A 25,641-nucleotide genomic window follows, 5' to 3' on the forward strand; every position below is an offset into this window, starting at 1 on the left:
ATCCAATATCTCGGCGATCACCCGTGCCGGGACGTGTCCATCTGTCACTTCTATTGCTGTTTCGATCATCGACAGGGTGAACCCTTTGATCCCGAACCCATAATGCGGGATGTTTCGTCGCTCTGCCTCCAGCAACCTGTCCATCAGGTGATCCCTGTTTGTATGGTCGCGCAAAAGGGCCGCAAAATGATCCTGCGTCAGCGCAAAAAAGCGTTCGTTCTGCCAAAGCGTGTCGTCGGCATCAAAGCCTATGGTTGTTAAATTGCCTGTCATGTTGCTGCGTTAATCCCTTTTCCTGCCCCTTTTCCTGAGCCGTCATTACGCTATATAAGCGGGATATAGATTTCCATGCATGACTGGAACACTAAGCTGATGCCGCTGCTGCCTGTGATGATGTCCGAGTTCTCGGATGACGATGATACCGATCTGGGTCTGCTGACCAAGACTCGCCCAAAGACACAGCGCCCACCGCGCTACAAGGTGCTGTTGCTCAATGACGACTACACGCCAATGGAATTTGTCGTGCTGGTGCTGGAGCGGTTCTTTGGCATGACCCATGCGCAGTCCTTTGAAATCATGCTCACCGTGCACAAAAAAGGTGTTGCGGTGGTTGGAGTGTTTACCCATGAAGTCGCCGAGACCAAGGTTGGTCAGGTGATGGATTTTGCCAATCGTCATCAGCATCCGCTGCAATGCACGATGGAAAAAGAAGAATAATATCAACATATAAGAGGCTATGCTATGTCCCTGCGCCTGTCCCTGGCCTTAGAACCGGGTGGCTGTGTCATGCCCCAAGAGGGGCGCATCGCCGTCTTTGCGCCACGTGCTGGCGTGGATCTCACTGCCCTGCCCAAAGACCGGGTGCTGATCCTGCAGCGCCTGCGGCCAGATTTTGAAGCCTATGAGGCGGCTGGTTTTACCTGTCTGCCCGAGGTGGCGGATCTTCCCGCGCCAGAGCGCTTTGCCGCTGCGGTGGTGTTCTTGCCGCGGGCCAAGGCCGAGGCCCGCCAACTGGTGGCCCAGGCGGCGGCTGTGACCACAGGCCCGGTGCTGGTGGATGGGGCCAAAACGGATGGGATCGATTCGGTCCTCAAGGCCTTGCGTAAACTCACCGAAACATCGGCGCCGGTGTCAAAGGCACATGGTAAGATTTTCTGGTTCCAGGGCGGAAACAATGCGCTCAGCGACTGGATCGCGGCTGACGGCATCCCGGTCGACGGTTTTGTCACCGCGCCGGGGGTGTTTTCTGCCGATGGCATTGATCCGGCCTCACAGCTTCTGGCGGAGTGTCTGCCAGAAAAACTGGGTCGCCGGGTGGCTGATCTTGGTGCGGGCTGGGGCTATTTGGCGGCGCAGATCCTGACCCGCGCAGGGGTCGAGCATCTGCATCTGGTTGAGGCCGACCATGTGGCGCTGGGCTGTGCCCGGCAGAATGTTGCGGATGCACGGGCGCAGTTTCACTGGGCCGATGCGCGCAAATGGCAGGCCCCAGAGCAGGTCAACACGGTGGTGATGAACCCGCCCTTTCATGCGGGGCGCAGTGCCGAGCCAGAGCTGGGCCAGGCCTTTATCTCGGCTGCGGCCAATATGCTGGTGGCCTCGGGGCATCTGTGGATGGTGGCCAACCGGCACCTGCCCTACGAGACCCTGCTGGGAGAGCGTTTTGCCGCCGTAAGCGAAGTTGCGGGGAACAACCGGTTCAAGGTCCTGCATGCCCAACGCCCACGGCGCGCCAAAGGCTGATATCTTCCCTCTGACTTCCCGCGCGCGGTCCACATTCGCCGTTTCCAAAAGGGGGCGCGGGGGGTAGGCTCGCAGCCAAAATCAAACCACAGGAGTATGCCTCGCATGTCCTTTTCCATCGCTGGCAAGACTGCCATCGTCACCGGTGCTTCGTCAGGTATTGGTCTGGCCATTGGCCGTCAGTTTGTGGCCGCCGGAGCCAATGTCATGTTTGCGGATACCAACGAGGCGGCACTGCTGCGCGAGCTGGGCGAGCAGGCGGACGAGAGCAATATTCGCTACTTTGCCGGCAATTTGCGTGAACGGTTGACCATTGCCAATCTGTTGTCAGCGACAATCGACGCCTTTGATGACATCGACATCCTGGTGAACGGGGCGCGCCAGGTGGTGCAAAGCGATCCCTTGGATCCCAACGACGAATCGCTGGAGATGTTGTTGACCGAGAACCTGCTGCCGACGCTGCGCCTGTCGCAACAGGTGGCGCGCCGAATGATCAAACAGGGCGAGAGCCGCGACGCGGGGGCTCCACTGGGGGCAATCGTCAATCTCTCTTCCATTGCGGCGCGGCGCACCCACCCCGAGCTGATGGCCTATTCTGTCGCCTCGGCGGCGCTGGACCAGCTGACGCGGTCGCTGTCGGTCTCCCTGTCGCCACATCGTATCCGGGTGAACTCCATTGCCTTTGGATCGGTGATGAGCGCCTCAATGCGCTCCACGCTCAAGGACAACCGCAGCTACCGTCAGGACATCGAAGAACACACGCCTCTGGGCCGGATTGCTTCCCCGACCGAGCTGACCGAAACGGCGCAGTTTCTGGCCTCTGATGCCGCTGGGTTTATGACCGGCCAGATCTTGACCCTGGATGGGGGCCGCACCCTGCTCGATCCCGTTGCGGCGCCGGTTCACTAACTCAGCCGTTTCCGTATCCGCCCTGACCCGGCCAAGCTCCCAAGCAGAAAGATCCCGTGATGACCGCCGCCCTCCCGACCGAAATGACCGAAGAAAAAGCCCAGGCCGCCGCCTGGTTCCGCCAGCTGCGCGATGAAATTGTCGCCGCCTTTGAGGCGCTGGAAGACCGCCATGACAGCGGGCCTTTTGCGGATCAGGAACCTGGCCGGTTTGAGGTCTCTGAAACCACGCGGGCCTCTGCGGATGGCTCTGACGCCGGGGGCGGCTTGATGAGCGTGATGCGCGGCGGTCGGGTGTTTGAAAAGGTCGGCGTCAATATTTCAGAGGTCTACGGCACTCTGGGCGAGCGGGCGCAGAATGCCATGGCGGCGCGCAAGGGCCTGCCGGGGATGCGTGAAGATCCGCGCTTTTGGGCCTCGGGGATTTCCCTGGTGGCGCATATGCGCAACCCCCATGCGCCGGCGGTGCATATGAACACGCGGATGTTCTGGACACCCCATGCCTGGTGGTTTGGCGGTGGTTCGGATCTGAACCCCTGCATCGAATACGAGGATGACACCGCGCATTTCCACGCCACTCAGAAGACCCATCTCGCCCCCCATGGCGCCGATCTGTATCCCCGGCTCAAGGAATGGGCGGATGAGTATTTCTATATCCCCCACCGCAACCGGGCGCGCGGCGTTGGCGGTATCTTTATGGATGATCACAACACGGGTGACTGGGCTGCGGATTTTGCGCTGACCCAGGATATTGGCCGCGCCTTCCTGCCGGCCTATCTGCCGCTGGTGGACAAGCGCCGGGTGCAGGACTTCTCGGAGGCTGACAAGGACGCGCAGTTGGTGCACCGGGGGCTCTATGCGGAATACAATCTGGTTTATGATCGCGGCACCAAGTTTGGTTTGGAAACCGGCCATGATGCCAATGCGGTACTGATGAGCCTGCCACCCCTGGCCAAATGGGTCTAAGCATGCTGTCTGGCGGCCTGCGATCTTGCGCTCATTTCAGGTGACGTGCGGCTTTGCCCTAGGAAAACAGCGCTCTTCGATAGAGACTAAAAGAACCGGCTGCACAGGCGCCGGTTCTTTTGTGTTTGGGTTTAGGGTTTGAGATGCACAGCAGGTTTTTAGGTGTTTTGGCGAGTATGGTTCTGGCGAGTTGCAGCCCCAAGGCCCCGCCTCCCCCCGAGGCACATGCAGCCCCGACGCAACGCCCGTCAGAGGCACAGCTGGCGCAGCTCAGCACCTATCCGCGCTTTGGCGACAGCGATCCCCATGAATGGAGCGGGCGCGGCCCCAACAGCTATGCGATCCACGGGATTGATGTGTCGCGCTATCAGGGAGAAATCGACTGGCCGCAGGTGCGGCGGGCCGGGGTGTCCTTTGCCTATCTAAAGGCCACCGAAGGCGGCGATGTCGCCGATCCAGCCTTTAGCAACAACTGGCGTGGAGCGGCGCGGGCCGGAGTGCCGCGTGGCGCCTATCACTATTTCTATTTCTGCCGCCCCGCAGAACAGCAGGCGCGCTGGTTTATCAAACATGTGCCGCGTGATGCCAATGCCCTGCCGCCGGTGCTGGATATGGAATGGAACCCACACTCGCGCACCTGTACCAAACGCCCCGATGGCCGGGTGGTGCGGGCTGAGGCGCGCAAATTCCTGTCCCTGCTTGAGGCCCATTACGGTCAGCGTCCGGTGATCTATACTACAGTGGATTTTTATCGCGAAACTGGCATTGGCCGTTTGCATGGCACCGAATTCTGGTTGCGTTCGGTCGCCGGACATCCCCGACAGGTCTACCCCGGCGCCTTTTGGCGGTTGTGGCAATATACCGGCACCGGTGTGGTTCCGGGTATTCAGGGGGATGTGGATCTGAACGTCTTCCACGACAGCCCCGAATCCTGGCTGCGCTGGTCGGGGCAGCTCTAGGCGCGTTTCCAGCCGGCCTCGGCCAGCGCCTGACCATAGCCGGAGGCGATGCGCATATCCGGGCCGATACCCTTGTCCAGCAGCGCCTTGTGCATGGATTTCAACTGCCAGCAGGGCACATGCATCACCATGTGATGTTCCAGATGGTAGTTGACCCAATAGGGCGCCACAAACAGCCGGGCGATGGGGCCTGCCTTGGTGGTGCGCACGTTTTGCAGCGGGTTCTGCGACTGCTCCACCGCGCCGTGTTCGGCGATATTGCGCACCCGCAGCACAAACTGAAACCAGGTGAGATAGGGCAGCAACCAAAAGGCCAGCCCCCACCACCAGTCGCCAATCAGGCTCATCACCACCGCGACGCCAATAAACACCGGCAGGGATTTCCACAGATGCGGCGCCTTAAAGCTCTGGGCAAAATCCGAAGCCGCCGCCTCGATGGCGTCATCGTCGCCCGCCAGGCGAAAGCTCATCAGGATTTGGCCCAGCAGCTGTTTACCGCCGGTCTGGCCGGTCAGGTCGCGGGTGAATTTGCGTTTCAGCGAGGCTTTGGAGGTGGGGAACTTGGCGCTGAGCTTCAGATCCGGGTCTTTGTCGGTCTGGGTAAAGCGATGATGGGTCAGGTGGTAATGGCGATAGGCGGCAAGCTCGGCCAGAATCGGCCGCCCGCATAGCCATTCGCCAATGATGTCATTCCATTTGCGGCTCTTGAACAGGGCGTTATGCGCCGCCTCATGCATCAGGATGGCCAATCCCAATTGGCGCGAACCGATCACCATGACAGCAAGCACAAAGGTCAGCGGATTGGGCCAGAGCGCAAACAGCGCCAGCGCGCAGGCGATCACCCCCCAGCAATGCAGCACCAGCCACAGGCCCATGGCATCGGACCGTTCGGCCAGGGGACGGATCTCGTCGCTGCTGAGATAGGATTTTCCGGGTGTCATGATGTGCTCCTCCTGATCACAGGATCGCCTGTATCAGGGGAGGCGGTCAAATGGGGCGCCACGTCATACTTTTGCGTATGTCGTGGCGGCACTTTGCAGGAGCTGTGGCTGCGGGGCTAGGGCGCTACTGACGCCAGTCAAAAAATCCGGGACCGGCTGTGGCCAGCAATTTTGCCGCCATGTCGCGCCCCAGGTCAGCGCCGTCCTCGATTGCACAGGTCTGTGCATCGGCAATCGCTTCGGAGCCATCGGGGCGCAGCACCTCGCCGCGCAGCCGCAGGCTGCCGCCGTCTAGCTCAGCCAGGCCGGCAATGGGCGTCTCGCAGGATCCATCCAGCGCGGCCAGAAAGGCGCGCTCTGCCGCCAGCCGCTGGCCAGTGGTGACATCATGGATCGCCTCAAGCATCGCGGCCACACGGCTGTCATCGCCCCGCCGCTCAATGCCAATTGCGCCCTGCGCCACAGCAGGCAGCATGTCAGTGGTTTCGATCGCGGTGGCTGGCACATCCGCCATCGCTAGCCGGTTCAGCCCGGCCATCGCCAGAAAGGTGCATTCGGCGACCCCTTCGTTCAGCTTTTTCAGTCGGGTCTGCACATTGCCGCGAAACTCCACCACCTGCAGGTCCGGGCGGCGGTTCATCAATTGCGCACGGCGGCGCAGCGACGAGGTGCCAACAACAGCGCCGGGCTCCAGATCCTGCAGCCGGGAAAACTTGGGCGACACAAAGGCGTCGCGCACATCTTCGCGCGGCAGATAGCAATCCAGCAGCAGCCCCGCAGGCTGGGCCACCGGCATATCCTTCATCGAGTGCACCGCGATATCGATGGCGCCCGACAACAGATCCTCTTCGATTTCCTTGGTGAACAGCCCCTTGCCACCCAGCTCCTTGAGCGGCTTGTCCGCTGCGATCAAAGCCTGGTTGTCACCACTGGTCTTGATCACCACAATATCAAAGGCCTCAGGGGCCAGATCAAAAGCCTCCGCCAGACGGCGGCGGGTCTCATAGGCCTGGGCCAGCGCCAGCGGCGAACCACGGGTGCCAATTTTCAGCGGAGAAGCGGGGGAGGGCAGGTTCTGTGTCATGTAAGAACCTTTAGTAGCGGCGATTTGCCGTTGCAAGCACTGCACAGGCTACCCTTGACAATTTGCCGCTTTGGGTCGACCTCATGGGCGACGTAAACGAGCAGGCGAAATCGAGGGTGACATGGCTGAACAAAAGAAAATTCTGCGCGCATTGGCAGGGGAAACACAGGACGTGCCACCGATCTGGATGATGCGCCAGGCGGGCCGCTACCTGCCGGAATACCGCGCCACCCGTGCCCAGGCCGGGGATTTTCTCAAGCTCTGCTACAATCCCGAACTCGCGGCTGAGGTCACCCTGCAGCCAATCCGCCGCTACGGATTTGACGCTGCGATCCTGTTTGCCGATATCCTGCTGATCCCCCAGGCGCTGGGCGCCGATCTGTGGTTTGTCACCGGCGAAGGCCCGCGCCTGTCGACCATCACCACCGAGGCGGATTTTGCCAAACTGGGCCCGGTGTCGGACATCCACGAAACCCTGAACCCGATCTATGAGACGGTGAAAATCCTGTCGCGGGAATTGCCCAGTGAAACAACGCTCATTGGCTTTGCCGGGGCGCCCTGGACTGTGGCCACCTATATGATTGCCGGGCGCGGCACCCCGGATCAGGGACCGGCCCATGCCCTGAAACAGGAAAACCGTCCCCTGTTTGAGGCGCTGTTGGCCCGCATCACCGAAGCAACCATCGACTACCTGTCAAAACAGATCGAGGCCGGTGCCGAAGTGGTCAAAATCTTTGACAGCTGGGCAGGCTCGCTGAAAGGGGACGATTTCCGCAAATATGCGCTTCAGCCCTGCCGCGAAATCACCGCAGCGCTGAAGCAGCGCCACCCCGGCATCCCTGTCATCGGCTTTCCACGGGAAGCGGGCGAAAAATACCTAGGCTTTGCCAAGGAAACCGGGATTGACTGCCTGGCACTGGACAACTCGGTTGATCCGCTTTGGGCGGCGCAGAACTTGCAGGTGGATGGCTGCGTGCAGGGCAACCTGGCCTCGCGCCATATGGTGACCGGTGGTCAGGATCTGGTGGATGAAACCCGCGCCATTGTGCAGGCGTTCAAGAACGGTCCCCATATCTTCAACCTGGGCCATGGTATCACCCCGGATGCGGACCCGGACAATGTGCAGCTGATGATCGATACGGTCCGTGGCGGCTGATCCCAGCCCAGATGGCCTGTCTCTGCGCCCGGCGCGTCTTGACGACGCGTCGAGCCTGGCGGCTTTGTCGATCGAGGTCTGGCTCAGCACCTACCTGCGCCATGGGGTGAACAGCCTGTTTGCTGACTACGTCTTTTCTGAACTGACACCCGCCCGGTTCCAATCTCTGCTGCAGCAAAAGAGCGAGACATTCATCGTCTCGCAGAATGTTGAGGGTATCGACGGCTTTATCCGCATCTCAGAGGGGCAATCACCACCTGCAGGCCTCGGTTCGGCGGTTGAGATCGCAACCCTTTATGTTCAGCCGCGCCATCATGGCCGGGGGCTGGGACAGGCGCTGCTGCAGGCTGGTTTGCAGTGCTGCGCTGATCTAAAAGCGCCGGCGCCCTGGCTCACCACCAATTCAGAAAATACCGCTGCAATCGGCTTTTACCAGCGCATGGGATTTGAAATCACCGGCGAGACCGCCTTTTGCCTCGGCTCCCAGAGCTACCCCAACACATTGCTGACCTATTGCCCCAAGGCCCGGTAACCACCGGCCTTCGTTTTTCATCTTACTTGAAATACCTCGGGGTGAATTGGCCTTTAGGCCAAGAGGGGCAGAGCCCCGTTTGGCGCGCCTGCCTTGCAAACACCCGGGGTTTGGTGCATCAGCGCCACAGATACGATCCCGTATATGATCTGATATGAAAGCAGCCCCATGGACTACGGAAAAACCGGAAACCCCAAAAAGGGCAGCAATGCTCCGCGCCACGCCGAGCATAACGCCAAGGGCAGCCGCAAAAATCCCTATGACAAGACGGCGGACAAATCGGCGCTGCTGGCTCGGATGAAAGCCGCAGCTGAGGCCAAAGCCAAAGGCTGAAGTGCCTGCCTTTGAGCCTGCCTCCCCCCCCACGCATCACTCGGCGCATCACCCGGGGGAGGGGGCCTTGCTCCACTTGCGCCAGGTCGTCACGCAGGTCGTCACCCAGGTCGCCGCTGAGGTGGTGATCAGGCGGTCAAGCTGCGGGCAATCAGTTCCTTCATGATCTCGTTTGATCCCCCATAGATCTTTTGCACCCTGGCATCGGCATACATGGTCGAAATCGGATACTCCGACATATAGCCATAGCCGCCAAACAGTTGCAGGCATTCATCGATGGTGTCGCATTGCATCTGCGTCACCCACCATTTCGCCATCGAGGCAGTGGTGGCATCCAGTTCACCGCGCAGATGTTTGGCAACGCAGTCATCCAGAAACACCCGCGCAATATGGGCAATGGTCTTGACCTCGGCCAGTTTGAAACGGGTGTTTTGCATCTCCAGCAGCGGCTTGCCAAAGGCGATGCGCTCGGCTGTATAGGCAACCGTTTCCTCCAGCGCCTTTTCCATCGCGGCAGCGCCGCCCAGTGCGACCACCAGACGCTCCTGTGGCAGGGATTTCATCAGCTGATAAAACCCCTGGCCCTCAGTCTCGCCCAGCAGGTTCTCCGGTGGCACCCGCACATTGTCAAAGAACAGCTCCGAGGTGTCCTGGCTTTTGAGGCCCAGTTTTTCCAGATTGCGCCCGCGGGCAAACCCCGGCGCTTCGGCGGCCTCGACCACGATCAGCGAAATACCTTTGGAGCCGAGGCTCGGGTCGGTTTTGGCCACCACGATGATCAGGTCCGCCTGTTGGCCATTGGTGATAAAGGTCTTGGAGCCGTTGACCACATATTCGTTGCCCTCCAGCCGGGCTGTGGTCTTGATGTTTTGCAGATCCGATCCGGTGCCGGGCTCTGTCATGGCAATGGCGCAGACCATTTCGCCGCTGGCCATTTTGGGCAGCCAGCGCTTTTTCTGCGCCTCAGAGCCATAGTTAAGAATATAGCCCGCGCAGATCTGGCTGTGCACCGAATTGCCAAACCCTGAAAACCCCGCGGCGCGGAATTGTTCGGTGGCAATCACAGCCTCATGGCGAAAATCCCCGCCCATGCCGCCGTATTCCTCCGGCACCGAGGCGCAGAGAATGCCAAAATCCCCGGCCTTGTTCCAGAAGTCGCGGTCGATATGGCCCTGTTGTTGCCAGCGGTCCTCATGTGGGACCATTTCCTTGGCGTAAAAGCCGCGCAAGGACTCCTGCAACATGGTGAGCTCGTCATTCATCCAGGGTGAGATATGGGCAGTCATGTGGATCAATCCTTGTTGAGGCCAAGTTCGGCGAGAATTTCAGCGCTGTGCGCCCCGCGTTCAGGGCTGGCTGCCGGAGCCCAGGCCGCCTGCGGCCCGGCGGAGGCATCAGCAAAGCGGGGGGCGGGGGCGGCCTGCAGCACGCCGTCATGTTCCACCCAAGCACCACGGGCATTCATCGGATGGTGCAGGGCCTCATCGGGGCTCAGGACCGGGGCAACGCAGGCATCGGTGCCGTCAAACAGCGCCGCCCAATGGGCGCGGGGCTGGGCGGCAAAGATCCCGGCCAGCCGTGCGGTCAGGACGGGCCATGTGTTGCTGTCGAACTGCTGTTTAAAATCGGCGTCCTCGCTGAGCTCCAGCAGGGCCAGAAACTGGGTGTAGAATTTGGGTTCCAGACATTGCACCGTCATATAGCCGCCATCGGCGCAGGCATAAGAACGGCTCCAATGGGGGCCATCCAGCAGGTTCTGCCCGCGTGTCTCGCCAAAGCCCCCGGCCTGGCGGATGCTCATCAAGAGGTTCATCATATGGGCAGAGCCATCGTAGATCGCGGCGTCAACCACCGTGCCGGCACCGCTGGTTTTTGCCCGCAACAGCCCGGCCAGCATGCCACCCACCAGATACATCGCACCGCCGCCAATATCACCGACCAGCGTGGCGGGTGTCAGGGGGGCGTCGCCGGGGTTAGACGCATACCAAAGCGCGCCGGAAAGCGAGATATAGTTCAGATCGTGCCCCGCTGTCTCAGACAGGGCACTGTCCTGACCCCAGCCGGTCATGCGGCCAAAGACCAGCGCGGGGTTCACCGCCTGGCAGGCCTCGGGGCCGATGCCCAAGCGTTCCATCACACCGGGGCGAAACCCTTCGATCAGCCCGTCTGCGGTGGCCACAAGGGCAAGGAAGGTCTTGATGTCCTCCGGGTCTTTCAGGTCCAGCGCAATAGAGCGCTTGCCCCGATCCAGCACCGAGCGTTCTGGCATGCCGGGGGTGACACCACCGCCCTTGCGATGGACGCAGATCACATCGGCGCCCATATCGGCCAGCCACATGGCGGCAAAGGGGCCAGGGCCGAGGCCTTCCACTTCGATAATGCGTGTCCCTTGGAGCATCCTGCCCTCCCTGTTGGGTCTGTTTTTCGCCGGGCTATGTGGGGGGAGGCGCCGCTGTCAGCCCCTCCCCCGGCTGGCTGTTTAGAAGCCGCCGTAGCCACCGCCGACGATTAGTGTCTGCCCCGAGACATAGTTGCTTTCGGGAATGCAGAAGAGATAGACGCCACCGGCGGCCTCTTCGGCGGTGCCAGCGCGCCCCAGTGGGATCATCATTTCCATGCCCTGCACCAGCTTCTTGGGGATGCCGATGGCAACTTTGTTGCCTTCGACCTCAATGGATTTCTTTTCATCGGTGGCTTCGGTCAACCGGGTGGAGATCATGCCAAAGGCCACGGCGTTGACGTTTACTTTGAAGCGCCCCCATTCCTTGGCCATGGTTTTGGTCAGCCCGATGACGCCGGATTTGGCAGCTGAGTAATTGGCCTGGCCCGCATTGCCGCCGGTGCCGGAAATGGAGGAGATATTCACCACCTTGCGAAATACCTCGCGCCCTTCTGCGGTCTCTTGCGCCACCTGTTCGGCAATAAAGGGGGCTGCCGCGCGCATGATCTGAAACGGTGCTTTCAGGTGCACATCAATCATGGCGTCGAACTGTTCGTCGCTCATCTTGCCGATGAAACCATCCCAGGTGTAGCCGGCATTGTTGACGATCACATCGACGCCGCCAAACCTGTCGATGCCTGCCTGGATGAAACCATCGGCAAAGCCGGGCGCGGTGACTGATCCCGCAACGGCCAGCGCCTTGCCGCCCATGGCCTCAATCTCTGCCACTACCTCCTGTGCGGGCTCCGCATCTAGGTCGTTGAGCACCACATTGGCACCATCTTCCGCCAGTTTCAGCGCGATGGAGCGGCCAATACCGCGTCCGGCGCCGGTGACATAGGCGGTTTTGCCTGCGAGTTTGCCTGTGAGTTCGGTCATAGTTCAAGTTCCAGTTCATTCTCAGTTGAAGGCCCACCCGGCCTGTGGCCGGGTAGCGCCCCTCCGCCCCCATGGGCGGGCGCTTCGCTTGCATCCGCGGACGGGCTGCAGCTATCGCTAGGGCAGCTCCACCACGGCTTTGCCTGCCAGTTTTACGTCGCCATGCTGATCTGCGGCCTGGATCTCCAGGGCGACCAGATTGCCTTCGCGTTTCTCCACCACCCGGCCGGTGCAGGTCACCACCGCATGGACCTGGGTGATTGAGACAAACCTGGTGGAAAATTCCCGTACCGCGCGCTGTGGCACCCAGGCGGTCAGCAGGTGGCCCAGATAGGCCATGCCCAACATGCCATGAGCAAAGACATCCGGCACGCCTGCGGCCTTGGCAAAATCAATGTCGATATGGATCGGGTTGTGATCACCAGAGGCGCCGGCAAACAGCGCCAGGGTGGTGCGGCTGATGGGTTTCGAGGTCACGGCGGGCAGGCTATCGCCCACGTCTACCCCTGCATAGGTTACGCCCTGTGCAAATGCGCTCATTTTGGATCCCTCACAACAATGGTGCCGGTCATGCCGCCCAGGTCTTCGCCCAGTTGGTTTGTGGCTTGGGTTTTCAGGATAACAAACTCCATAGCGCCGCCCTTTTTGTCGTAGATGTCCATGCAGGTGCAGGTGAGGGTCACGCGGTCCCCGGCGCAGATCGGCGCGCCATAGGTAAAGGCCTGTTCGCCGTGCAGCACATGGCCCAGCTCAATGCCCATGGCGTTAATGAAATAGAACCGGTCCTCGCGGTCCTGATCCAGGGTGAACAAAAAGGTCAACGGCGCGGGCAGGGCGCGATAGCCTGCGGCCCGTGCTGCCTCCTCGTCCCAATAGATCGGGTCACGCTGGCCGGTGGCGCGGGCAAAGGCGCGCAGTTGAAAGGGCTCTACATCTACATGCAGCGGCGGAAAGCTGCGGCCAATGAAGGATCTGTCGATCATGTGGTTCTCCTCAGGCTGCCTGGTACAGGGTGACGACACAGGCACCACCCAGACCAAGATTATGCTGCAGGGCGGTGCGTGCGCCCGCGACCTGAGTAGGACCGGCAGTGCCACGCAATTGCCGGGTCAGCTCGTAACACTGCGCCAGACCGGTGGCGCCCAGGGGATGGCCCTTGGACAGGAGCCCGCCTGAGGGGTTGGTCACATATTTACCGCCGTAGGTGTTGTCGCCATCGGCGATGAACTTGGACGCACCGCCTTCGGGGCAAAGGCCCAGTCCCTCGTAGGTGATCATCTCGTTATGGGCAAAACAGTCGTGCAGCTCGACCACATCCACGTCGTCGATGCTGATGCCGGTCTGTTCCTGTACCTGTTTGGCGGCGGCGGCGGTCATGTCGTAGCCCACCAGCTGCATCATGTCATGGGCCTCAAAGGTCGAGGCATAGTCGGTGGTCATCGCCTGACCTTTGATACGCACCGCCTGATTGAGCCCGTGTTTTTTGGCGTAAGACTCGCTCACCACGATGGCAGCGGCGGCGCCACAGGTGGGCGGGCAGGCCATCAGCCGGGTCATCACGCCCTCCCAGATCATCGGGCTGTCCAGCACGTCCTGGGGCGACAATTCCTGCCGGAACAGCGCCAGCGGGTTGTTCACCGCGTGGCGGCTGGCCTTGGCACGAATGCGGGCCAGATCGGTCAGGGAGGAGCCGTGTTTCTCCATGTGGGATTTACCGGCGCCGCCAAAATAGCGCAGCGCCAGCGGAATTTCGGGGCGGCCAACCAGATCGTCGGTCTCCGAATCGAAGGCATCAAAGGGGCTGGGGCGGTCGTCCCAATGGGAGGTCAGAGCGCCGGGCTGCATATGTTCAAACCCCAGCGCCAGCGCCACATCTACCGCGCCGGACTGCACCGCCTGGCGCGCCATGAACAGAGCGGTCGAACCGGTCGAGCAGTTGTTGTTCACATTCATCACCGGAATGCCGGTCATGCCCACCTTGTATAGCACGGCCTGACCACAGGTGCTGTCCCCGTAGACATAGCCCGCATAGGCCTGTTCGACCGCGTCATAGGGCAGGCCTGCATCGGCGAGCGCGTCGCGCAGTGCGGCGGCTCCCATTTCGGTATAGGGGGCGTTTTGACCGGGTTTGGCAAACTTGGTCATGCCCACTCCGGCAACCAGTACCTCTGATGACATTGGTCTCTCTCCTTGCTGATGCTTTGGACGCAGGTGTTGCGCACCGACGCAATTTTGCTTCTTGCGTACTGTTTGCCGGGGCTGGGCAAGAGGTCAAGTTTCATGTAACTGATGAGTGTAATTACCGGGCGTCACCTGGCTTTCAGCTGGCGTTCTCTGGGAAAACTGGTCGGGCAGGCGGTGGCATTTTGGTCAATGTGTTGAGAGCAGAACGGCAATATGGGCAATAACAGCTGGATCAAACCCGGGGCGAGCCGTGACGCCCAGCGAGAGGCCAAGCGGCAAGCGGTGCTGCAGGCCGGCGCCTGCCTGTTCAACGATCAAGGCTATGAGCAAACCTCGCTGGAGGATATTGCGGCGGTGCTCAGTATCACCAAACGCACGATCTACTATTATGTGCACAGCAAAGAGGACATCCTGTTTGGCTGCCACCTGCTGGGGTTGGAATTTCTGCGCGAAACCATGCAGCAGAGCCAGGATGCAGCCCTGCCGGTGGTGGATCGTATCGCCCTGTTGATCCGGGGCTATTGTGCCTGGGTTTCCACCGATCTGGGCGCGACACTTGCTATGGTCCGTGAACACAGCCTGTCGCCAGAGCGCCGCCACGCGTTGCGCGCCAGCAAGGCCGAGGTGGATTTTCACCTGCGCAGCCTGATCACCCAGGGGGTGACCGAGGGCAGCCTGCGCCCCTGCGATGCACGCTTGGTGGCGGCGGCGGTCTTTGGCGCCTTGAATTGGATCCCCCATTGGAACCGGGTGCCTGATCCGGTGCCGCAGGGTGAGATCGCAGAGCAAATTCTGCAGCTGGTCCTGTCTGGGATGACGGCGCAGAATTAAGGGGTCCTGCCCCTGGTTGAAAAGCCCTGCGCTAGGCCTCGCTGACCTTTTTGCGAAACAGTTTCGGCGGCGTGCCGGTGCCCTTGGTAAAGACCCGGCTGAAATGCGCCGGGTCGGAAAACCCCAGATCATAGGCGATCTGCGCTGCGGTCAGATTGGTATAGATCAGCATCCGGCGCGCCTCGCGCAGCATGCGGTCGTTGATCAGTTGCGAGGCTGACTGTCCGGCAGATTGATGGGTGATCCGGTTTAGATGGGTGGGAGAGATCGCCAGATCGCGGGCATAACCGGCCAGGGGGCGGCGGGTGCGAAAATCCCGTTCGATCATTTCCTCAAACCGGGTGAACAGCTGGTTGCCCGCCCGATGCTGATTGGCGCTATCCGCCTCAAAAATGGCGCGGGCGGCCAGGGCGATCAGGGCGCCCGCCAAGGAGCGCAGCACCTGGGCGCGGGCAAAATCCTGTCGGTGGTATTCATCAAACAGATGTTCGGCCAACTCGCCCAACTCCCCGGGCAGCGGCAGGATTGCAGGCCGTTCCAGCGGTGCCCGCACCCCTTCGCTGGCCTGGATGCAGTGGTCCAGCAGGTCAGAGGTCAGCGTTACCACCCAGCCGTGGGTTTCTGGCGCAAAGTCATAGCCATGTACCACGCCGCGCGGAATATTGACAAAACTGGCGGTTGGAATCGCCTGGGTTTTGCCGTCGATCTCGGCCACGCCATTGCCCTCTGTTAGGAATAAAAGCTGGTGCAGCCGGGCGTGGCGATGGGCCTTTAGCTGCCAGTCATGCAGGGCCGAGCGCGAGCGAATGGTCTCGACATGGAGCACATCTGCCAGTTCTTCGGTTTCGCCAAACAGGTTGTAGCTGCTGATGTGGGAGGCATGGGGCATGTGTGAAATGTACAAGAAGTTGCGCAGTCAGTCCATTCGCAAAGTAATTTTCTCAATGCATATTAGATGGCAGATCCACGGGCAAACTCCAGCCCCGCATGTTTAGGGAGACGTGTTCATGTCGCAAACAACCACTCAGGTTGCCATCATTGGCGGCGGGCCTTCGGGGCTGCTTTTGTCACAGCTTTTGCACCGTCAGGGCATTGATACCGTGGTACTGGAGCGGCAGACGCGGGACTATGTGCTGGGGCGTATTCGCGCCGGGGTGCTTGAACATGGTTTTGTCGAGCTGATGCGTGAAGCCGGCTGCGCCGCACGTATGGAGGCCGAGGGCGAAGAACATCACGGGGTCTATCTGGCGCATCAGGGGCGGATGGACCGCATTGATCTGGCGGGCTCTGCGGATGGTGCCACGGTGATGGTCTATGGCCAGACCGAGGTGACGCGCGATCTGTACGCGGCGCGCGATGCCATGGGGGGCAGTGTCATTCATCAGGCCGACAAGGTGCAGCCCCATGATCTGAAATCGCAAACCCCTTATGTAACCTATGAAAAAGACGGGTCAGAGCACCGCATTGACTGTGACTTTGTCATTGGCGCCGATGGATTTCACGGGGTCAGCCGCAAGTCGATCCCGGCGGATGTGCTGCGCGAATATGAAAAGGTTTATCCCTTTGGCTGGCTTGGTGTTTTGTCCGAAACCAAACCCGCCTCGCCCGAGCTGGTCTATGCCCGCCATGAGCGTGGCTTTGCGCTGTGTTCCATGCGCAGCCAGGTCCTGAGCCGCTATTACATTCAGGTGCCGCTGACCGATAAGGTCGAAGACTGGTCGGATGAGGCCTTCTGGACAGAGCTGAAGGCGCGCCTGCCCAAAGAGGTTGCCGAGGGGCTGCAAACTGGTGCCTCGATTGAGAAATCCATCGCGCCGCTGCGCAGCTTTGTGGCAGAGCCGATGCGCTATGGTCAGTTGTTTCTCGCTGGGGATGCGGCGCATATCGTGCCGCCAACCGGGGCCAAGGGGCTGAACTCGGCGGCGTCTGATATCTACTATCTTTATCACGGGTTTCTGGATCACTACAAAAACGGCGACAGTGCCGGACTGGAAGGCTATTCGGAAAAAGCCCTGGCGCGGGTCTGGAAGGCCGAGCGGTTTAGCTGGTGGATGACCAACCTGCTGCACCGTTTCCCGGATATGAGCGAGGCGGACCTGCGGCTGCAATGCGCCGACCTGGACTATCTGTTCTCCTCCGAGGCGGCGCAGGCCTCGATGGCGGAAAACTACGTGGGCTTGCCTTACTAAGGGCGCCCCATATGCAGTGACGCCACGTAGGCCGGGTAGCGTCCCGGCCTAATCAGTCTAGCCAGATGGCAAAGAGCATGCTCTCCTGTTTGCAAACAAGGGAGAGAGACATGTCGACAGTTACTCATGAAAAAACAGTTGCCTACGAAAAGACTGGCCGGATTGCGCGGATCACGCTCAACCGGCCAGAGGTGATGAATGCCATCAATGATCAGCTGCCCAAAGATCTGGCGGCAGCGGTGGCGCGGGCCGATGCCGATCCCGGCGTCCATGTCATGGTGCTGTCGGGCGCGGGCGAGGCCTTTTGTGCCGGCTATGACCTGACCTTTTATGCCGAAGGCAATGGATCAGGGGCCGCGACACAAGAGATGCCTTGGGACCCGATCAAGGACTACCGTTTCATGTGGGAGAACACCCAGCACTTCATGTCCCTGTGGCGGGCGGTGAAACCTGTTTTGTGCAAGGTGCATGGTGCAGCGGTGGCTGGCGGATCCGATATCGCGCTTTGTGCGGATATGACCATCATGGCAGAGGAGGCGCAGATCGGCTACATGCCGACCCGGGTTTGGGGCTGCCCAACCACGGCAATGTGGGTCTATCGGCTGGGGGCAGAGCGCGCCAAACGCATGTTGTTCACCGGCGACAAGATCTCAGGGCGCGAAGCAGCGGACATCGGGTTGGTGATGCAGGCGGTGCCGCAGGCCGAGCTGGAGGATGCGGTCGAGGCCATGGCATCGCGCATGTCCACGGTGCCGATCAATCAACTGGCGATGCAGAAACTGGTTATCAATCAGGCGGTTGAGCAGACCGGCCTGATGCAGACCCAGCGGCTGGCGACGATCTTTGACGGTATTACACGGCATTCACCTGAAGGGCTGAACTTCAAGGCGCGCTCCGAAGAGATGGGCTGGAAACAAGCGGTGCGCGAGCGCGACGAGGGAACCTTTGACTGGACCACAAACGAGGAAATCCCAAAGGGAAACCGCTAGGGCCCCGCGCCTGAGCAGATCATCCGTCAAGCCTGCAACCAGTCGGGGGTCTTTCACGAACCAAGCCCCCCTCAAAAGGGCGTGCCAGCCAACTCCAGAGATGCGGCAGGGCACGCTCTTTTATCCCCTTGGGGTGAGGCTCAGAAACCTGCAGGTCCAGTCCTGAACTGAGGCGCAGTCCTAATGTTCGGTTCCGGTATCTGAGACTGGATCTGGGGCTGGATCTGAGGCTGGTGCCTGAATCGTTTCGTCTGGTGCAGCCTCGGAGAGGACCATCAGAACCGTTTTGTGGTTCAGCTCCTGGCCCGTGTTCTTATCGGTCAAAACCGGGTCCACTTGGGCACCGGTGTCGCGGGTGACAAAGGTAAAGGGAGCGGGCTCCTGGCTGGGCAGGTTGTGCTGGGCCCAGTCCTGCATCGCCAGCAGCACCGGGGCAAACTCTTTTCCAGAGGCGGTCAGGCGATATTCATGGCGCAGGGGGCGTTCTTGATAGGGGCGCCGTTCCAGAACCCCCATGGCCTCCAGCCGCTTTAGCCGTTCGGCCAGCAGATGCCGGGTCACGCCCAGACGTTTCTGGAAAACATCGAACCGGCGCACCCCTAGGAAACATTCCCGTAGGATGAGCAGGGTCCAACGATCCCCAACCACCCCCATAGCGCGGGCAAGCGGACAGGTGTCACCAGTGAGATCATGCCATTTCATGGGCGGAACCTTAGCACGGATTGACAGAGTTCTCAATTGGAACCGATAATGAGTTCCAAATTAGAACTCATATCCGATTCGCGTGTCATACCGGGCACGCAGCGCCGGGCCAGCACGGTCTGGCACAGTCCGGCACAGAAACTTCGAGGAGGCCGCCAGATGGTCACGACTTCAACTGCCCGCCCAAAGGTCAGCGCCACAGCGCAACCAGCAGCCGCCGCGAAATCCAAGCCGCGCCAAGCGCGTGCTCCTAAATGGTTTCACCTCAGCACGGGGGCGCTCAGCCGGGTCAGCCCTGGGTTGGCCTCCGCCGTGTTTGCCTATTTGTTTACCCGGCCCCAGCGGCAAAAACTGCCGCGCCGGGAACGGGACTGGTTGCTTCAGGCGACGGCCACCCCTTTGAAATTGACCGACGGCACCCTGGTGCCGCTCTATGAATGGCGCGACGCGCGGCCCTTGGCGGGTGTGCGCGACGAAGCACCACTGCCGACGGTACTGCTGGTGCACGGCTTTGGTGGTCGCGCCGGACAGATGGGCGGTTTTGCGGCGCCCTTGGTGGCGGCCGGATATCGGGTGATTGCCTTTGATGCCCCGGCCCATGGGGCGGCGGCTGGAAGCCGCAGTTCGCTGCCGGAAATGTTGGAGGTGACGCAGCAGGTCGCCGCCCGGCTTGGCCCGCTGGCCGGGGTTGTGGCGCATTCCAACGGCGCGGCGGCGGTGATTGCGGCGCTCACGCGGGGGATGCAGGCTGACAGGGTGGCGCTTTTGGCGCCGATGCCGGATCTGGAAAGCTTTATCCAGCGTCTGGCCAGCCAGCTTGGCTTTTCTGCCAGCGTGGCAAAACGAGCGCAAAGCCGGGTGGAAGCACGCTATGGCCTGCCGATTTCGGCGCTAAAGGCCGCAACGCTCACCCCGCAGCTGACCTTGCCGACCTTGATCCTGCACGATAGCGGGGATCGGATAATCCCCCTGCAGGAGGTCGAAGATCTGGCGCAGGTCTGGAAGGCTGCGCGGCTGGAGGTGAGTGACGGGCTGGGCCATAACCGCCTGCTGCGGGACGCGGCGGTGATTGCCTCGGTGGTTGCCCATTTGGGCGTGGCTACGCCGCGTTAGCCGCCAGCTGAATGCGGCAGCTGACGGCTTGCATCTTGGCAGCGGCCCCGTGGGTCGGTTAGGTCTAGAGGCAGAGACAAACCACGAGGCAGAGAGGCAGAGGCGCACCGCAAGGGTTGGCCAGGCCCGCTCACCCGCCCAAAGGAGGCCCCCGCCATGCAGATGAGTGACAGCAAAGAGATTGCCGCCCCCCCCGCCGAGGTCTACGCGGCCCTGCTGAACCCGGAGGTTCTGAAGGCCTGCGTCCCCGGCGCCCAAGAGGTGAACGGCAGTGTCGAAGAGGGCTTCGAGGCCTCGGTGACGCAGAAGGTCGGCCCGGTCAAAGCCACCTTCAAAGGCCAGGTCACCCTGTCGGATCTGATCGAGAACGAAAAGCTCACCATCACCGGCGAGGGCAAGGGCGGCGCGGCTGGCTTTGCCAAGGGCGGCGCGGTGGTCAGCCTGACCCCCTCTGAGACCGGCACCCTGTTGTCCTACGAGGTCGAGGCCAAGGTCGGCGGCAAGCTGGCGCAGCTGGGCAGCCGGATCATTGATGGTTTTGCCAAAAAGATGGCGGATCAGTTCTTTGTCAACCTGCAGACCCATCTTGCCCCCGAAGAGGCCGAGGCCGAAGAGGATGCGGGCGAGGGTGAGGAGAAAAAGGGTTGGTTCAAAAAGATCACCGGGAATTAACCCGCAAACCAGCTCCGCTGACCACCCCGGCAGTTTGCCCGCAGGCCTGCCAAGGGCTGCGGTGAAAAATATCTCTGCGCAGGCGCACATATGTCTGCGCATGTCTTTGTGCTCCCGCTTACTGGTCGTGGCCTCTTGCGCTGGGTAGGGTGCAGCAGAATTGAAGCCTTTTGATCAAGGGAGGTCCCATGGCGGCGATCCTGACCATTTCCGATCTGCGCAAATCTTATGAGGGCGGCTTTGAAGCGCTCAAAGGGGTTTCGTTGGATATTGATGAGGGTGAAATCCTTGCCCTGCTGGGGCCAAATGGCGCTGGCAAGACCACGTTGATCTCGACCGTTTGCGGGATCACCACCCCCACCTCTGGGTCCGTGAAGGTGGGAGGACATTGTATCCTGACCGACTTTCGCGCCGCCCGCGCGCTCATCGGGCTGGTACCGCAGGAGATCAATCTCGAACCCTTTGAAAAGGTGATCAACTCGGTGCGGTTTTCGCGCGGCCTGTTTGGCAAGCCCCGCAATGAGCCGCTGATCGAAGACATCCTGAAAAAGCTGTCGCTCTGGGATAAGCGCAACGCCCAGGTCAAAGAGCTGTCCGGCGGCATGAAACGGCGGGTGCTGATCGCCAAGGCGCTGGCCCATGAACCGCGGGTTTTGTTCCTGGATGAACCCACCGCGGGGGTTGATGTCGAGCTGCGCAAAGACATGTGGGACGTGGTGCGGGAGCTGAAAGGCAACGGTGTGACCATCATCCTGACCACCCATTACATCGAAGAGGCCGAGGCAATTGCCGACCGCGTCGGGGTGATTGCCGATGGCCAGATTCTGTTGGTCAAAGACAAGGACGAGTTGATGGCGCAGCTGGGCAAAAAGCAGCTCTGCGTGCACCTTTCCGCGCCAATCACCGAGGTCCCCGCCAGCCTGGCACAGCATGACCTGGCGCTGAGTGAGGCAGGTGATGCGCTGATTTACACCTATGACACCAAGGCCGACCGCACCGGCATCACCGCGCTGTTGAACGATGTGGCCAGTGCTGGCCTGGTGTTGGCGGATGTCTCCACCCGGCAATCCAGCCTTGAAGATATTTTTGTCGGCCTCGTGTCAGGAGAGAAGTCATGAACTGGACAGCTATCTGGTCAATATACCGCTTTGAAATGACACGGTTCTTCCGCACTTTGTTCCAGAGCTTTCTGTCGCCTGTGCTGTCGACATCCTTGTATTTTGTGGTCTTTGGTGCCGCCATTGGCAGCCGCATTGATCAGGTGGATGGCATCGCCTACGGCGCCTTTATTGTCCCCGGCCTGATCATGCTCAGTGTGATGACGCAGAGTATTTCCAACGCCTCGTTTGGCATCTATTTCCCCAAGTTTATCGGCACGATTTACGAGCTGTTGTCAGCGCCGATAAATTTTCTGGAGATCGTGCTGGGATATGTGGGCGCGGCGGCAACCAAGGCCTTGTTCATTGGCGTTGTCATCCTGGCCACCTCAACCCTGTTTGTGGATATCTCAATCGCCCACCCCTTTGCCATGGTGGTGTTTCTGGTGCTGACCTGCCTCAGCTTTGCGCTGATGGGGTTTATCATCGGCATCTGGGCAAAGAATTTTGAGCAGTTGCAGCTGGTGCCGCTGCTGATCGTGACGCCGCTGGTTTTCCTGGGGGGATCGTTTTATTCGATCTCCATGCTGCCACCGATCTGGCAGAAAATTACCATGTTCAACCCGGTGGTCTATCTGATTTCCGGCTTTCGCTGGTCCTTCTTTGGCACCTCGGATGTGCCGGTGGGTTCCAGCCTGATGGCAATTGGCCTGTTTACAGCGCTTTGCCTTGGGGTGATCTGGTGGATCTTCAAGACCGGCTGGCGTATCCGCTCCTGAGTGCTGTGCCGGATTGGCCTAACGGTAGGAAATGCAAATAAAAAGACTGACAATTAAGCAAAGGCTTCCGGCCTGGGCCGGGAGCGTTGCAAATATACACAGACACCCCCGGATTTTGACCGGAACAGGTTTTGTATCGGCGCCTCCCTTGTTTCACCCCCTACGGCGATCTACATCGGCGCAATGATGTTGCGCTTACCCTTTTTGAAAAAACCGCCCCTCGTCTCTGTTGTGCGCCTGTCCGGGGCCATTGGCATGGCCGGGCGTGGCGCCCTGAACGATGCGTCGCTGGCGCCGGTGCTGGAAGCGGCCTTTAGCAAGGGCAAGCCAGACGCTGTGGCGTTGGAGATCAACTCTCCCGGTGGCTCGCCGGTGCAAAGCTCGCTGATTGGCGCGCGCATTCGGCGCCTGGCAGAGGAAAAGGACGTCCCTGTCTTTGCCTTTGTCGAGGATGTCGCGGCCTCGGGGGGCTATTGGCTGGCGGTTGCAGCGGATGAGATCTGGGCCGATGCCAGCTCGATTGTGGGCTCTATTGGGGTGATCTCTGCGGGCTTTGGCGCCCAGGAGCTGCTCAACCGACATGGGGTTGAGCGCCGGGTCTATACCGCAGGCGAAAGCAAATCCATGCTCGACCCGTTTCAGGCAGAAGACCCGGAAGACGTTGCCCGTCTCAAGGGCTTGCTGGGCGATATACATGACAATTTCATCGATCACGTCACCGACCGGCGTGGCGATAAGCTCGACGGCAGTCATAAGCTGTTCACCGGCGAGATCTGGCTGGCCAAACGGGCCGCTGAGCTGGGCTTGATCGATGGGATCGGCCATATCAAGCCGACATTGATGGCGCGCTTTGGCGACAAGGTGAAGCTGCGGCGCTACGGCGTCAAAAAACCCTTCCTGAGCCGGTTTGGTATCGAACTGGCCAAAGATGTCGTCGCGGGCATCGAGGAGCGTGCGGATTTCGCGCGTTTTGGGCTGTGAAGTGATTTTTAAGATTGTAACCCTGTTTTTGGTGGTCATAGCGGTGCTGGCTATGTTCGGAAAGTTTACCTTTCCCGGGCAAAAAAGACTGCAATCCGCGCGCTGCTCCTCTTGTGGGCGGTTCAAGATTGGCAAAGGCCCCTGTGGCTGCAAGTTAAAAGGACCGCGCAAATGATGCCGTGGCTGCTTTGTGGGTTGGGTCTGGTGATCCTGCTTTTGGCTGGGGATGCACTGGTACGTGGTGCGGTGAACCTATCGCTGCGCCTTGGGGTGCCTGCCTTGATCGTCAGCCTGACGATTGTGGCCTTTGGCACCTCTGCGCCTGAGCTGCTGATCGCGATCAAAGCGGTTGCAGAAAACGCCGATGGCATTGCAATGGGCAATGTGGTGGGCTCCAATACCGCCAACATTCTGATGGTTCTGGGCATTCCTGCCATCCTAGCCACTCTGCATACCAGCCAATGTGACAGCCGCAAAAGCTATGTGCTGATGCTTCTGGCCTCTGTCTTGTTCATTGGTCTGTCGATGTGTGGCACCCTGACGATCTGGTCTGGGTTGATCCTGCTAACGGCCCTGGCGCTGTTTCTGGGCGATGCCTTTCGCGATGCACGCAGCCATCGAAAAAACTGTTGCAGCGGCGACGAGGATGAACCGCTGGAGGGGCTGGAAGAAGCCGACCCCAGCATGCCGGTCTGGAAGATTGCGATCTTTCTTGGGCTGGGCCTGATCGGCCTGCCGCTGGGCGCGGATCTTTTGGTGGATCATGCCACGATCATCGCCCGCATGTACCAAGTCAGCGAGCCGGTCATTGGCCTGACCCTGGTTGCCATTGGGACCTCGCTGCCCGAACTCGCCACCACGGTTATGGCAACCCTGCGCAAACAGGCGGATGTGGCGCTGGGCAATGTCATCGGCTCCAATATGTTCAACCTGTTGGCCATCATCGGCATTGCCACCCTGATCGGACCGATCACCGTGGATCCTGAATTCCTGCGCTTTGACCTTTGGGTCATGCTTGGTGCCTCGCTGCTGATCTTCCCTTTTGTGTTCTTCAAAAAGAACATCACCCGACTTTGGGGCTTTGGCCTGACGGGGCTTTACATCGGATATATCCTGGTGCTGTTTTGATCGCGGCAGCTGCTCTGCAGCAGTGAGAGGGAGCAAAAGATGCGTGCATTGGTAACAGGGGCGGGCAAGCGGCTTGGCCGGGCCATGGCGCTCAAGCTGGCGGCAGAAGGCTATGATGTAGCGGTGCATTACGACCAGTCCGCCGCAGCCGCGGAGGACGTCGCTCAGGAAATCCGCGCCTTGGGGCGTCAGGCAGTCACCCTGCAGGCGGATCTGCTCTGCCAGCAGGCCAGCCGGGACCTGCTGCCCCATGCGGCCACTGCTCTGGGCGGTGCCATCACCTGCCTGGTGAACAATGCGTCGATTTTTGAACCAGACCTGCTGGAAACCGCCAGCACCACCAGCTGGGACCGTGCCTTTGACAGCAATCTGCGCGCACCTTTTCTGCTGACCCAGGCGATGGCGGCGCAAACTGTCGCGCTGCCCACAGACGCGACGGGAGAGCCACAGGCCTGGGGGCTGGTGGTCAATATGATTGATCAGCGCGTGCGCAACCTGACGCCTGATTTCATCAGCTACACCCTGGCCAAATCAGCGCTTTGGACCCTGACGCAGACTGCAGCCCAGGCGCTGGCCCCAAGAATTCGCGTCAACGGGATCGGACCGGGTCCAACCCTGGCCAATGCCCATCAAAGCAGTGAGACCTTTGCCAAACAGCGGGCTGCGACCATCCTGCGGCGCGGTGTCGATCCGGCGGATATTACCGCGGCCCTAGGCTATCTGCTCACCGCGCGGGCGGTGACAGGACAGCTCATTTGCGTCGATAGCGGCGAACACTTGGGCTGGGCCGAGAGCGAGAATTTTGACTGCGGCTGATTGCTGGCACAATTACCCTAGGGAAAGTTGTGCACGTTTGGTGGTGTCGTCACAGATCCGTTACAAAAGAGTCTTTGTTTTCAAAAACTTGACAGGTAACTAAAAAAGTTTCCTTTAGTTTCAGGTTGTTACAAATTAGCCTAAAAATTAAGCAGTGGTGAATTTCCCGCGCGAAATAAGGGAAAAGCGGGGATAGCCCAAAGATATCTTCAGGCTTAT

At 60.3% G+C, this 25,641-nt stretch carries 28 protein-coding genes and 1 pseudogene; 18 read left to right on the forward strand and 11 right to left on the reverse strand.

The features are described from left to right. Positions 1-273 (reverse strand): annotated as a pseudogene (locus tag QZ268_RS16610) (HAD family hydrolase); the annotation flags it as partial. A gap of 75 nt (positions 274-348) precedes the next feature. Between QZ268_RS16610 and clpS the strand changes: the two are divergent. From clpS to QZ268_RS16635, 5 genes are all read left to right on the forward strand, one after another. Further along, positions 349-717 carry an ATP-dependent Clp protease adapter ClpS gene (gene clpS / locus QZ268_RS16615; protein WP_295454798.1) on the forward strand — a complete coding sequence of 123 codons (369 nt, stop codon included), beginning with the start codon at positions 349-351 and terminating at the stop codon, positions 715-717. A gap of 24 nt (positions 718-741) precedes the next feature. Continuing rightward, positions 742-1,743 carry a class I SAM-dependent methyltransferase gene (locus QZ268_RS16620; protein ID WP_295454800.1) on the forward strand — a complete coding sequence of 334 codons (1,002 nt, stop codon included), beginning with the start codon at positions 742-744 and terminating at the stop codon, positions 1,741-1,743. A 105-nt stretch (positions 1,744-1,848) separates the two neighbouring features. Then, entirely contained in the window at positions 1,849-2,652 is an 804-nt protein-coding gene (locus QZ268_RS16625) for an SDR family oxidoreductase (protein ID WP_295454802.1), read from the forward strand. Between the two features lie 59 nt (positions 2,653-2,711). Next, the gene (hemF, locus tag QZ268_RS16630; RefSeq protein WP_295454804.1) at positions 2,712-3,617 is read left to right on the forward strand and encodes an oxygen-dependent coproporphyrinogen oxidase; all 906 of its coding nucleotides are present in this window, start codon (positions 2,712-2,714) and stop codon (positions 3,615-3,617) included. Positions 3,618-3,793: 176 nt separating this feature from the next. After that, positions 3,794-4,576 carry a GH25 family lysozyme gene (locus QZ268_RS16635; RefSeq protein ID WP_295454805.1) on the forward strand — a complete coding sequence of 261 codons (783 nt, stop codon included), beginning with the start codon at positions 3,794-3,796 and terminating at the stop codon, positions 4,574-4,576. Here QZ268_RS16635 and QZ268_RS16640 read toward each other — a convergent pair. Together QZ268_RS16640 and hemC are read right to left on the reverse strand one after the other, a co-directional pair. Then, positions 4,573-5,517 (reverse strand): fatty acid desaturase family protein, encoded by a 945-nt coding sequence (locus QZ268_RS16640; protein WP_295454807.1) that lies wholly within the window; start codon positions 5,515-5,517, stop codon positions 4,573-4,575. The two genes, QZ268_RS16635 and QZ268_RS16640, sit on opposite strands and share 4 nt — an antisense overlap. 124 nt (positions 5,518-5,641) lie before the next feature. Further along, complete coding sequence (gene hemC, locus QZ268_RS16645) at positions 5,642-6,601, reverse strand: hydroxymethylbilane synthase (protein ID WP_295454809.1); 960 nt, start codon at positions 6,599-6,601, stop codon at positions 5,642-5,644. A 121-nt stretch (positions 6,602-6,722) separates the two neighbouring features. On the opposite strand from hemC, the gene hemE reads away from it, so the two are divergent. From hemE to QZ268_RS16660, 3 genes are all read left to right on the forward strand, one after another. Next, positions 6,723-7,757 (forward strand): uroporphyrinogen decarboxylase, encoded by a 1,035-nt coding sequence (gene hemE, locus QZ268_RS16650; RefSeq protein WP_295454811.1) that lies wholly within the window; start codon positions 6,723-6,725, stop codon positions 7,755-7,757. Beyond that, a complete protein-coding gene (locus QZ268_RS16655; protein WP_295454813.1) occupies positions 7,747-8,289 on the forward strand; it encodes a GNAT family N-acetyltransferase in 543 nt (180 codons plus the stop codon). The genes hemE and QZ268_RS16655 overlap by 11 nt, the downstream gene beginning before the upstream one ends. A gap of 168 nt (positions 8,290-8,457) precedes the next feature. Then, a complete protein-coding gene (locus QZ268_RS16660; RefSeq protein WP_295454814.1) occupies positions 8,458-8,622 on the forward strand; it encodes a hypothetical protein in 165 nt (54 codons plus the stop codon). A 128-nt stretch (positions 8,623-8,750) separates the two neighbouring features. Here the strand turns inward: QZ268_RS16660 and QZ268_RS16665 are convergent, their stop codons facing one another. The 6 genes from QZ268_RS16665 to QZ268_RS16690 form a co-directional block, all read right to left on the reverse strand. After that, positions 8,751-9,908, reverse strand: coding sequence for an acyl-CoA dehydrogenase family protein (locus QZ268_RS16665; RefSeq protein ID WP_295454816.1), 1,158 nt, complete (start codon positions 9,906-9,908; stop codon positions 8,751-8,753). Positions 9,909-9,913: 5 nt separating this feature from the next. Continuing rightward, positions 9,914-11,020 carry a CaiB/BaiF CoA-transferase family protein gene (locus tag QZ268_RS16670; protein ID WP_295454817.1) on the reverse strand — a complete coding sequence of 369 codons (1,107 nt, stop codon included), beginning with the start codon at positions 11,018-11,020 and terminating at the stop codon, positions 9,914-9,916. A gap of 81 nt (positions 11,021-11,101) precedes the next feature. Continuing rightward, on the reverse strand, positions 11,102-11,941 hold the full coding sequence (locus tag QZ268_RS16675; protein ID WP_295454818.1) for an SDR family NAD(P)-dependent oxidoreductase: 840 nt from the start codon (positions 11,939-11,941) through the stop codon (positions 11,102-11,104). 117 nt (positions 11,942-12,058) lie between these two features. Further along, positions 12,059-12,481, reverse strand: coding sequence for a MaoC family dehydratase (locus tag QZ268_RS16680; RefSeq protein ID WP_295454820.1), 423 nt, complete (start codon positions 12,479-12,481; stop codon positions 12,059-12,061). Continuing rightward, the gene (locus QZ268_RS16685; RefSeq protein ID WP_295454822.1) at positions 12,478-12,924 is read right to left on the reverse strand and encodes a MaoC family dehydratase N-terminal domain-containing protein; all 447 of its coding nucleotides are present in this window, start codon (positions 12,922-12,924) and stop codon (positions 12,478-12,480) included. Before QZ268_RS16685 ends, QZ268_RS16680 begins: the two co-directional genes overlap by 4 nt. A gap of 10 nt (positions 12,925-12,934) precedes the next feature. After that, positions 12,935-14,119 carry a lipid-transfer protein gene (locus tag QZ268_RS16690; RefSeq protein ID WP_295454824.1) on the reverse strand — a complete coding sequence of 395 codons (1,185 nt, stop codon included), beginning with the start codon at positions 14,117-14,119 and terminating at the stop codon, positions 12,935-12,937. A gap of 219 nt (positions 14,120-14,338) precedes the next feature. Here QZ268_RS16690 and QZ268_RS16695 point away from each other — a divergent pair, with 219 nt between their 5' ends. Next, positions 14,339-14,956 carry a TetR/AcrR family transcriptional regulator gene (locus QZ268_RS16695; protein WP_295454825.1) on the forward strand — a complete coding sequence of 206 codons (618 nt, stop codon included), beginning with the start codon at positions 14,339-14,341 and terminating at the stop codon, positions 14,954-14,956. Between the two features lie 31 nt (positions 14,957-14,987). On the opposite strand, the gene QZ268_RS16700 is transcribed toward QZ268_RS16695, so the two are convergent. Beyond that, a complete protein-coding gene (locus QZ268_RS16700) occupies positions 14,988-15,845 on the reverse strand; it encodes a helix-turn-helix domain-containing protein (RefSeq protein WP_295454827.1) in 858 nt (285 codons plus the stop codon). A 118-nt stretch (positions 15,846-15,963) separates the two neighbouring features. Between QZ268_RS16700 and pobA the strand changes: the two genes are divergently transcribed. Beyond that, the gene (pobA, locus tag QZ268_RS16705) at positions 15,964-17,145 is read left to right on the forward strand and encodes a 4-hydroxybenzoate 3-monooxygenase (RefSeq protein ID WP_295454829.1); all 1,182 of its coding nucleotides are present in this window, start codon (positions 15,964-15,966) and stop codon (positions 17,143-17,145) included. Positions 17,146-17,255: 110 nt separating this feature from the next. Beyond that, complete coding sequence (locus tag QZ268_RS16710) at positions 17,256-18,134, forward strand: crotonase/enoyl-CoA hydratase family protein (RefSeq protein WP_295454830.1); 879 nt, start codon at positions 17,256-17,258, stop codon at positions 18,132-18,134. A gap of 180 nt (positions 18,135-18,314) precedes the next feature. Here QZ268_RS16710 and QZ268_RS16715 read toward each other — a convergent pair whose 3' ends face one another. Next, on the reverse strand, positions 18,315-18,836 hold the full coding sequence (locus tag QZ268_RS16715) for a helix-turn-helix domain-containing protein (RefSeq protein ID WP_295454832.1): 522 nt from the start codon (positions 18,834-18,836) through the stop codon (positions 18,315-18,317). 159 nt (positions 18,837-18,995) lie between these two features. Between QZ268_RS16715 and QZ268_RS16720 the strand changes: the two genes are divergently transcribed. The 7 genes from QZ268_RS16720 to QZ268_RS16750 all read left to right on the forward strand — a co-directional run bounded on the left by QZ268_RS16720 (position 18,996) and on the right by QZ268_RS16750 (position 25,422). After that, positions 18,996-19,949 (forward strand): alpha/beta fold hydrolase, encoded by a 954-nt coding sequence (locus QZ268_RS16720; RefSeq protein WP_295454834.1) that lies wholly within the window; start codon positions 18,996-18,998, stop codon positions 19,947-19,949. Between the two features lie 156 nt (positions 19,950-20,105). Beyond that, positions 20,106-20,621, forward strand: a complete 516-nt coding sequence (locus QZ268_RS16725) for a carbon monoxide dehydrogenase subunit G (protein ID WP_295454836.1) — start codon at positions 20,106-20,108, stop codon at positions 20,619-20,621. A gap of 188 nt (positions 20,622-20,809) precedes the next feature. Beyond that, positions 20,810-21,739 carry an ABC transporter ATP-binding protein gene (locus QZ268_RS16730; RefSeq protein WP_295454838.1) on the forward strand — a complete coding sequence of 310 codons (930 nt, stop codon included), beginning with the start codon at positions 20,810-20,812 and terminating at the stop codon, positions 21,737-21,739. Next, positions 21,736-22,497 carry an ABC transporter permease gene (locus QZ268_RS16735; RefSeq protein WP_295454840.1) on the forward strand — a complete coding sequence of 254 codons (762 nt, stop codon included), beginning with the start codon at positions 21,736-21,738 and terminating at the stop codon, positions 22,495-22,497. The genes QZ268_RS16730 and QZ268_RS16735 overlap by 4 nt, the downstream gene beginning before the upstream one ends. 183 nt (positions 22,498-22,680) lie before the next feature. Continuing rightward, positions 22,681-23,478, forward strand: coding sequence for a S49 family peptidase (locus QZ268_RS16740; RefSeq protein WP_295454842.1), 798 nt, complete (start codon positions 22,681-22,683; stop codon positions 23,476-23,478). A 171-nt stretch (positions 23,479-23,649) separates the two neighbouring features. Continuing rightward, positions 23,650-24,606, forward strand: a complete 957-nt coding sequence (locus tag QZ268_RS16745) for a calcium/sodium antiporter (protein ID WP_295454843.1) — start codon at positions 23,650-23,652, stop codon at positions 24,604-24,606. A gap of 9 nt (positions 24,607-24,615) precedes the next feature. Next, a complete protein-coding gene (locus QZ268_RS16750) occupies positions 24,616-25,422 on the forward strand; it encodes an SDR family oxidoreductase (protein ID WP_295454990.1) in 807 nt (268 codons plus the stop codon). The last annotated feature ends 219 nt before the right edge of the window (positions 25,423-25,641 follow it).

Source organism: uncultured Pseudophaeobacter sp. (genome assembly GCA_905479575.1).
Lineage (GTDB): Bacteria > Pseudomonadota > Alphaproteobacteria > Rhodobacterales > Rhodobacteraceae > Pseudophaeobacter.

What these genes read in the sequence shown, in the direction of transcription:
- clpS (WP_295454798.1), top strand. Translation starts at nt 349, where the DNA reads ATGCATGACTGGAACACTAAGCTGATGCCGCTGCTGCCTGTGATGATG.
- QZ268_RS16620 (WP_295454800.1), top strand. Translation starts at nt 742, where the DNA reads ATGTCCCTGCGCCTGTCCCTGGCCTTAGAACCGGGTGGCTGTGTCATG.
- QZ268_RS16625 (WP_295454802.1), top strand. Translation starts at nt 1,849, where the DNA reads ATGTCCTTTTCCATCGCTGGCAAGACTGCCATCGTCACCGGTGCTTCG.
- hemF (WP_295454804.1), top strand. Translation starts at nt 2,712, where the DNA reads ATGACCGCCGCCCTCCCGACCGAAATGACCGAAGAAAAAGCCCAGGCC.
- QZ268_RS16635 (WP_295454805.1), top strand. Translation starts at nt 3,794, where the DNA reads ATGGTTCTGGCGAGTTGCAGCCCCAAGGCCCCGCCTCCCCCCGAGGCA.
- QZ268_RS16640 (WP_295454807.1), bottom strand. Translation starts at nt 5,517, where the DNA reads ATGACACCCGGAAAATCCTATCTCAGCAGCGACGAGATCCGTCCCCTG.
- hemC (WP_295454809.1), bottom strand. Translation starts at nt 6,601, where the DNA reads ATGACACAGAACCTGCCCTCCCCCGCTTCTCCGCTGAAAATTGGCACC.
- hemE (WP_295454811.1), top strand. Translation starts at nt 6,723, where the DNA reads ATGGCTGAACAAAAGAAAATTCTGCGCGCATTGGCAGGGGAAACACAG.
- QZ268_RS16660 (WP_295454814.1), top strand. Translation starts at nt 8,458, where the DNA reads ATGGACTACGGAAAAACCGGAAACCCCAAAAAGGGCAGCAATGCTCCG.
- QZ268_RS16665 (WP_295454816.1), bottom strand. Translation starts at nt 9,908, where the DNA reads ATGACTGCCCATATCTCACCCTGGATGAATGACGAGCTCACCATGTTG.
- QZ268_RS16670 (WP_295454817.1), bottom strand. Translation starts at nt 11,020, where the DNA reads ATGCTCCAAGGGACACGCATTATCGAAGTGGAAGGCCTCGGCCCTGGC.
- QZ268_RS16675 (WP_295454818.1), bottom strand. Translation starts at nt 11,941, where the DNA reads ATGACCGAACTCACAGGCAAACTCGCAGGCAAAACCGCCTATGTCACC.
- QZ268_RS16680 (WP_295454820.1), bottom strand. Translation starts at nt 12,481, where the DNA reads ATGAGCGCATTTGCACAGGGCGTAACCTATGCAGGGGTAGACGTGGGC.
- QZ268_RS16685 (WP_295454822.1), bottom strand. Translation starts at nt 12,924, where the DNA reads ATGATCGACAGATCCTTCATTGGCCGCAGCTTTCCGCCGCTGCATGTA.
- QZ268_RS16690 (WP_295454824.1), bottom strand. Translation starts at nt 14,119, where the DNA reads ATGTCATCAGAGGTACTGGTTGCCGGAGTGGGCATGACCAAGTTTGCC.
- QZ268_RS16695 (WP_295454825.1), top strand. Translation starts at nt 14,339, where the DNA reads ATGGGCAATAACAGCTGGATCAAACCCGGGGCGAGCCGTGACGCCCAG.
- QZ268_RS16700 (WP_295454827.1), bottom strand. Translation starts at nt 15,845, where the DNA reads ATGCCCCATGCCTCCCACATCAGCAGCTACAACCTGTTTGGCGAAACC.
- pobA (WP_295454829.1), top strand. Translation starts at nt 15,964, where the DNA reads ATGTCGCAAACAACCACTCAGGTTGCCATCATTGGCGGCGGGCCTTCG.
- QZ268_RS16710 (WP_295454830.1), top strand. Translation starts at nt 17,256, where the DNA reads ATGTCGACAGTTACTCATGAAAAAACAGTTGCCTACGAAAAGACTGGC.
- QZ268_RS16715 (WP_295454832.1), bottom strand. Translation starts at nt 18,836, where the DNA reads ATGAAATGGCATGATCTCACTGGTGACACCTGTCCGCTTGCCCGCGCT.
- QZ268_RS16720 (WP_295454834.1), top strand. Translation starts at nt 18,996, where the DNA reads ATGGTCACGACTTCAACTGCCCGCCCAAAGGTCAGCGCCACAGCGCAA.
- QZ268_RS16725 (WP_295454836.1), top strand. Translation starts at nt 20,106, where the DNA reads ATGCAGATGAGTGACAGCAAAGAGATTGCCGCCCCCCCCGCCGAGGTC.
- QZ268_RS16730 (WP_295454838.1), top strand. Translation starts at nt 20,810, where the DNA reads ATGGCGGCGATCCTGACCATTTCCGATCTGCGCAAATCTTATGAGGGC.
- QZ268_RS16735 (WP_295454840.1), top strand. Translation starts at nt 21,736, where the DNA reads ATGAACTGGACAGCTATCTGGTCAATATACCGCTTTGAAATGACACGG.
- QZ268_RS16740 (WP_295454842.1), top strand. Translation starts at nt 22,681, where the DNA reads ATGATGTTGCGCTTACCCTTTTTGAAAAAACCGCCCCTCGTCTCTGTT.
- QZ268_RS16745 (WP_295454843.1), top strand. Translation starts at nt 23,650, where the DNA reads ATGATGCCGTGGCTGCTTTGTGGGTTGGGTCTGGTGATCCTGCTTTTG.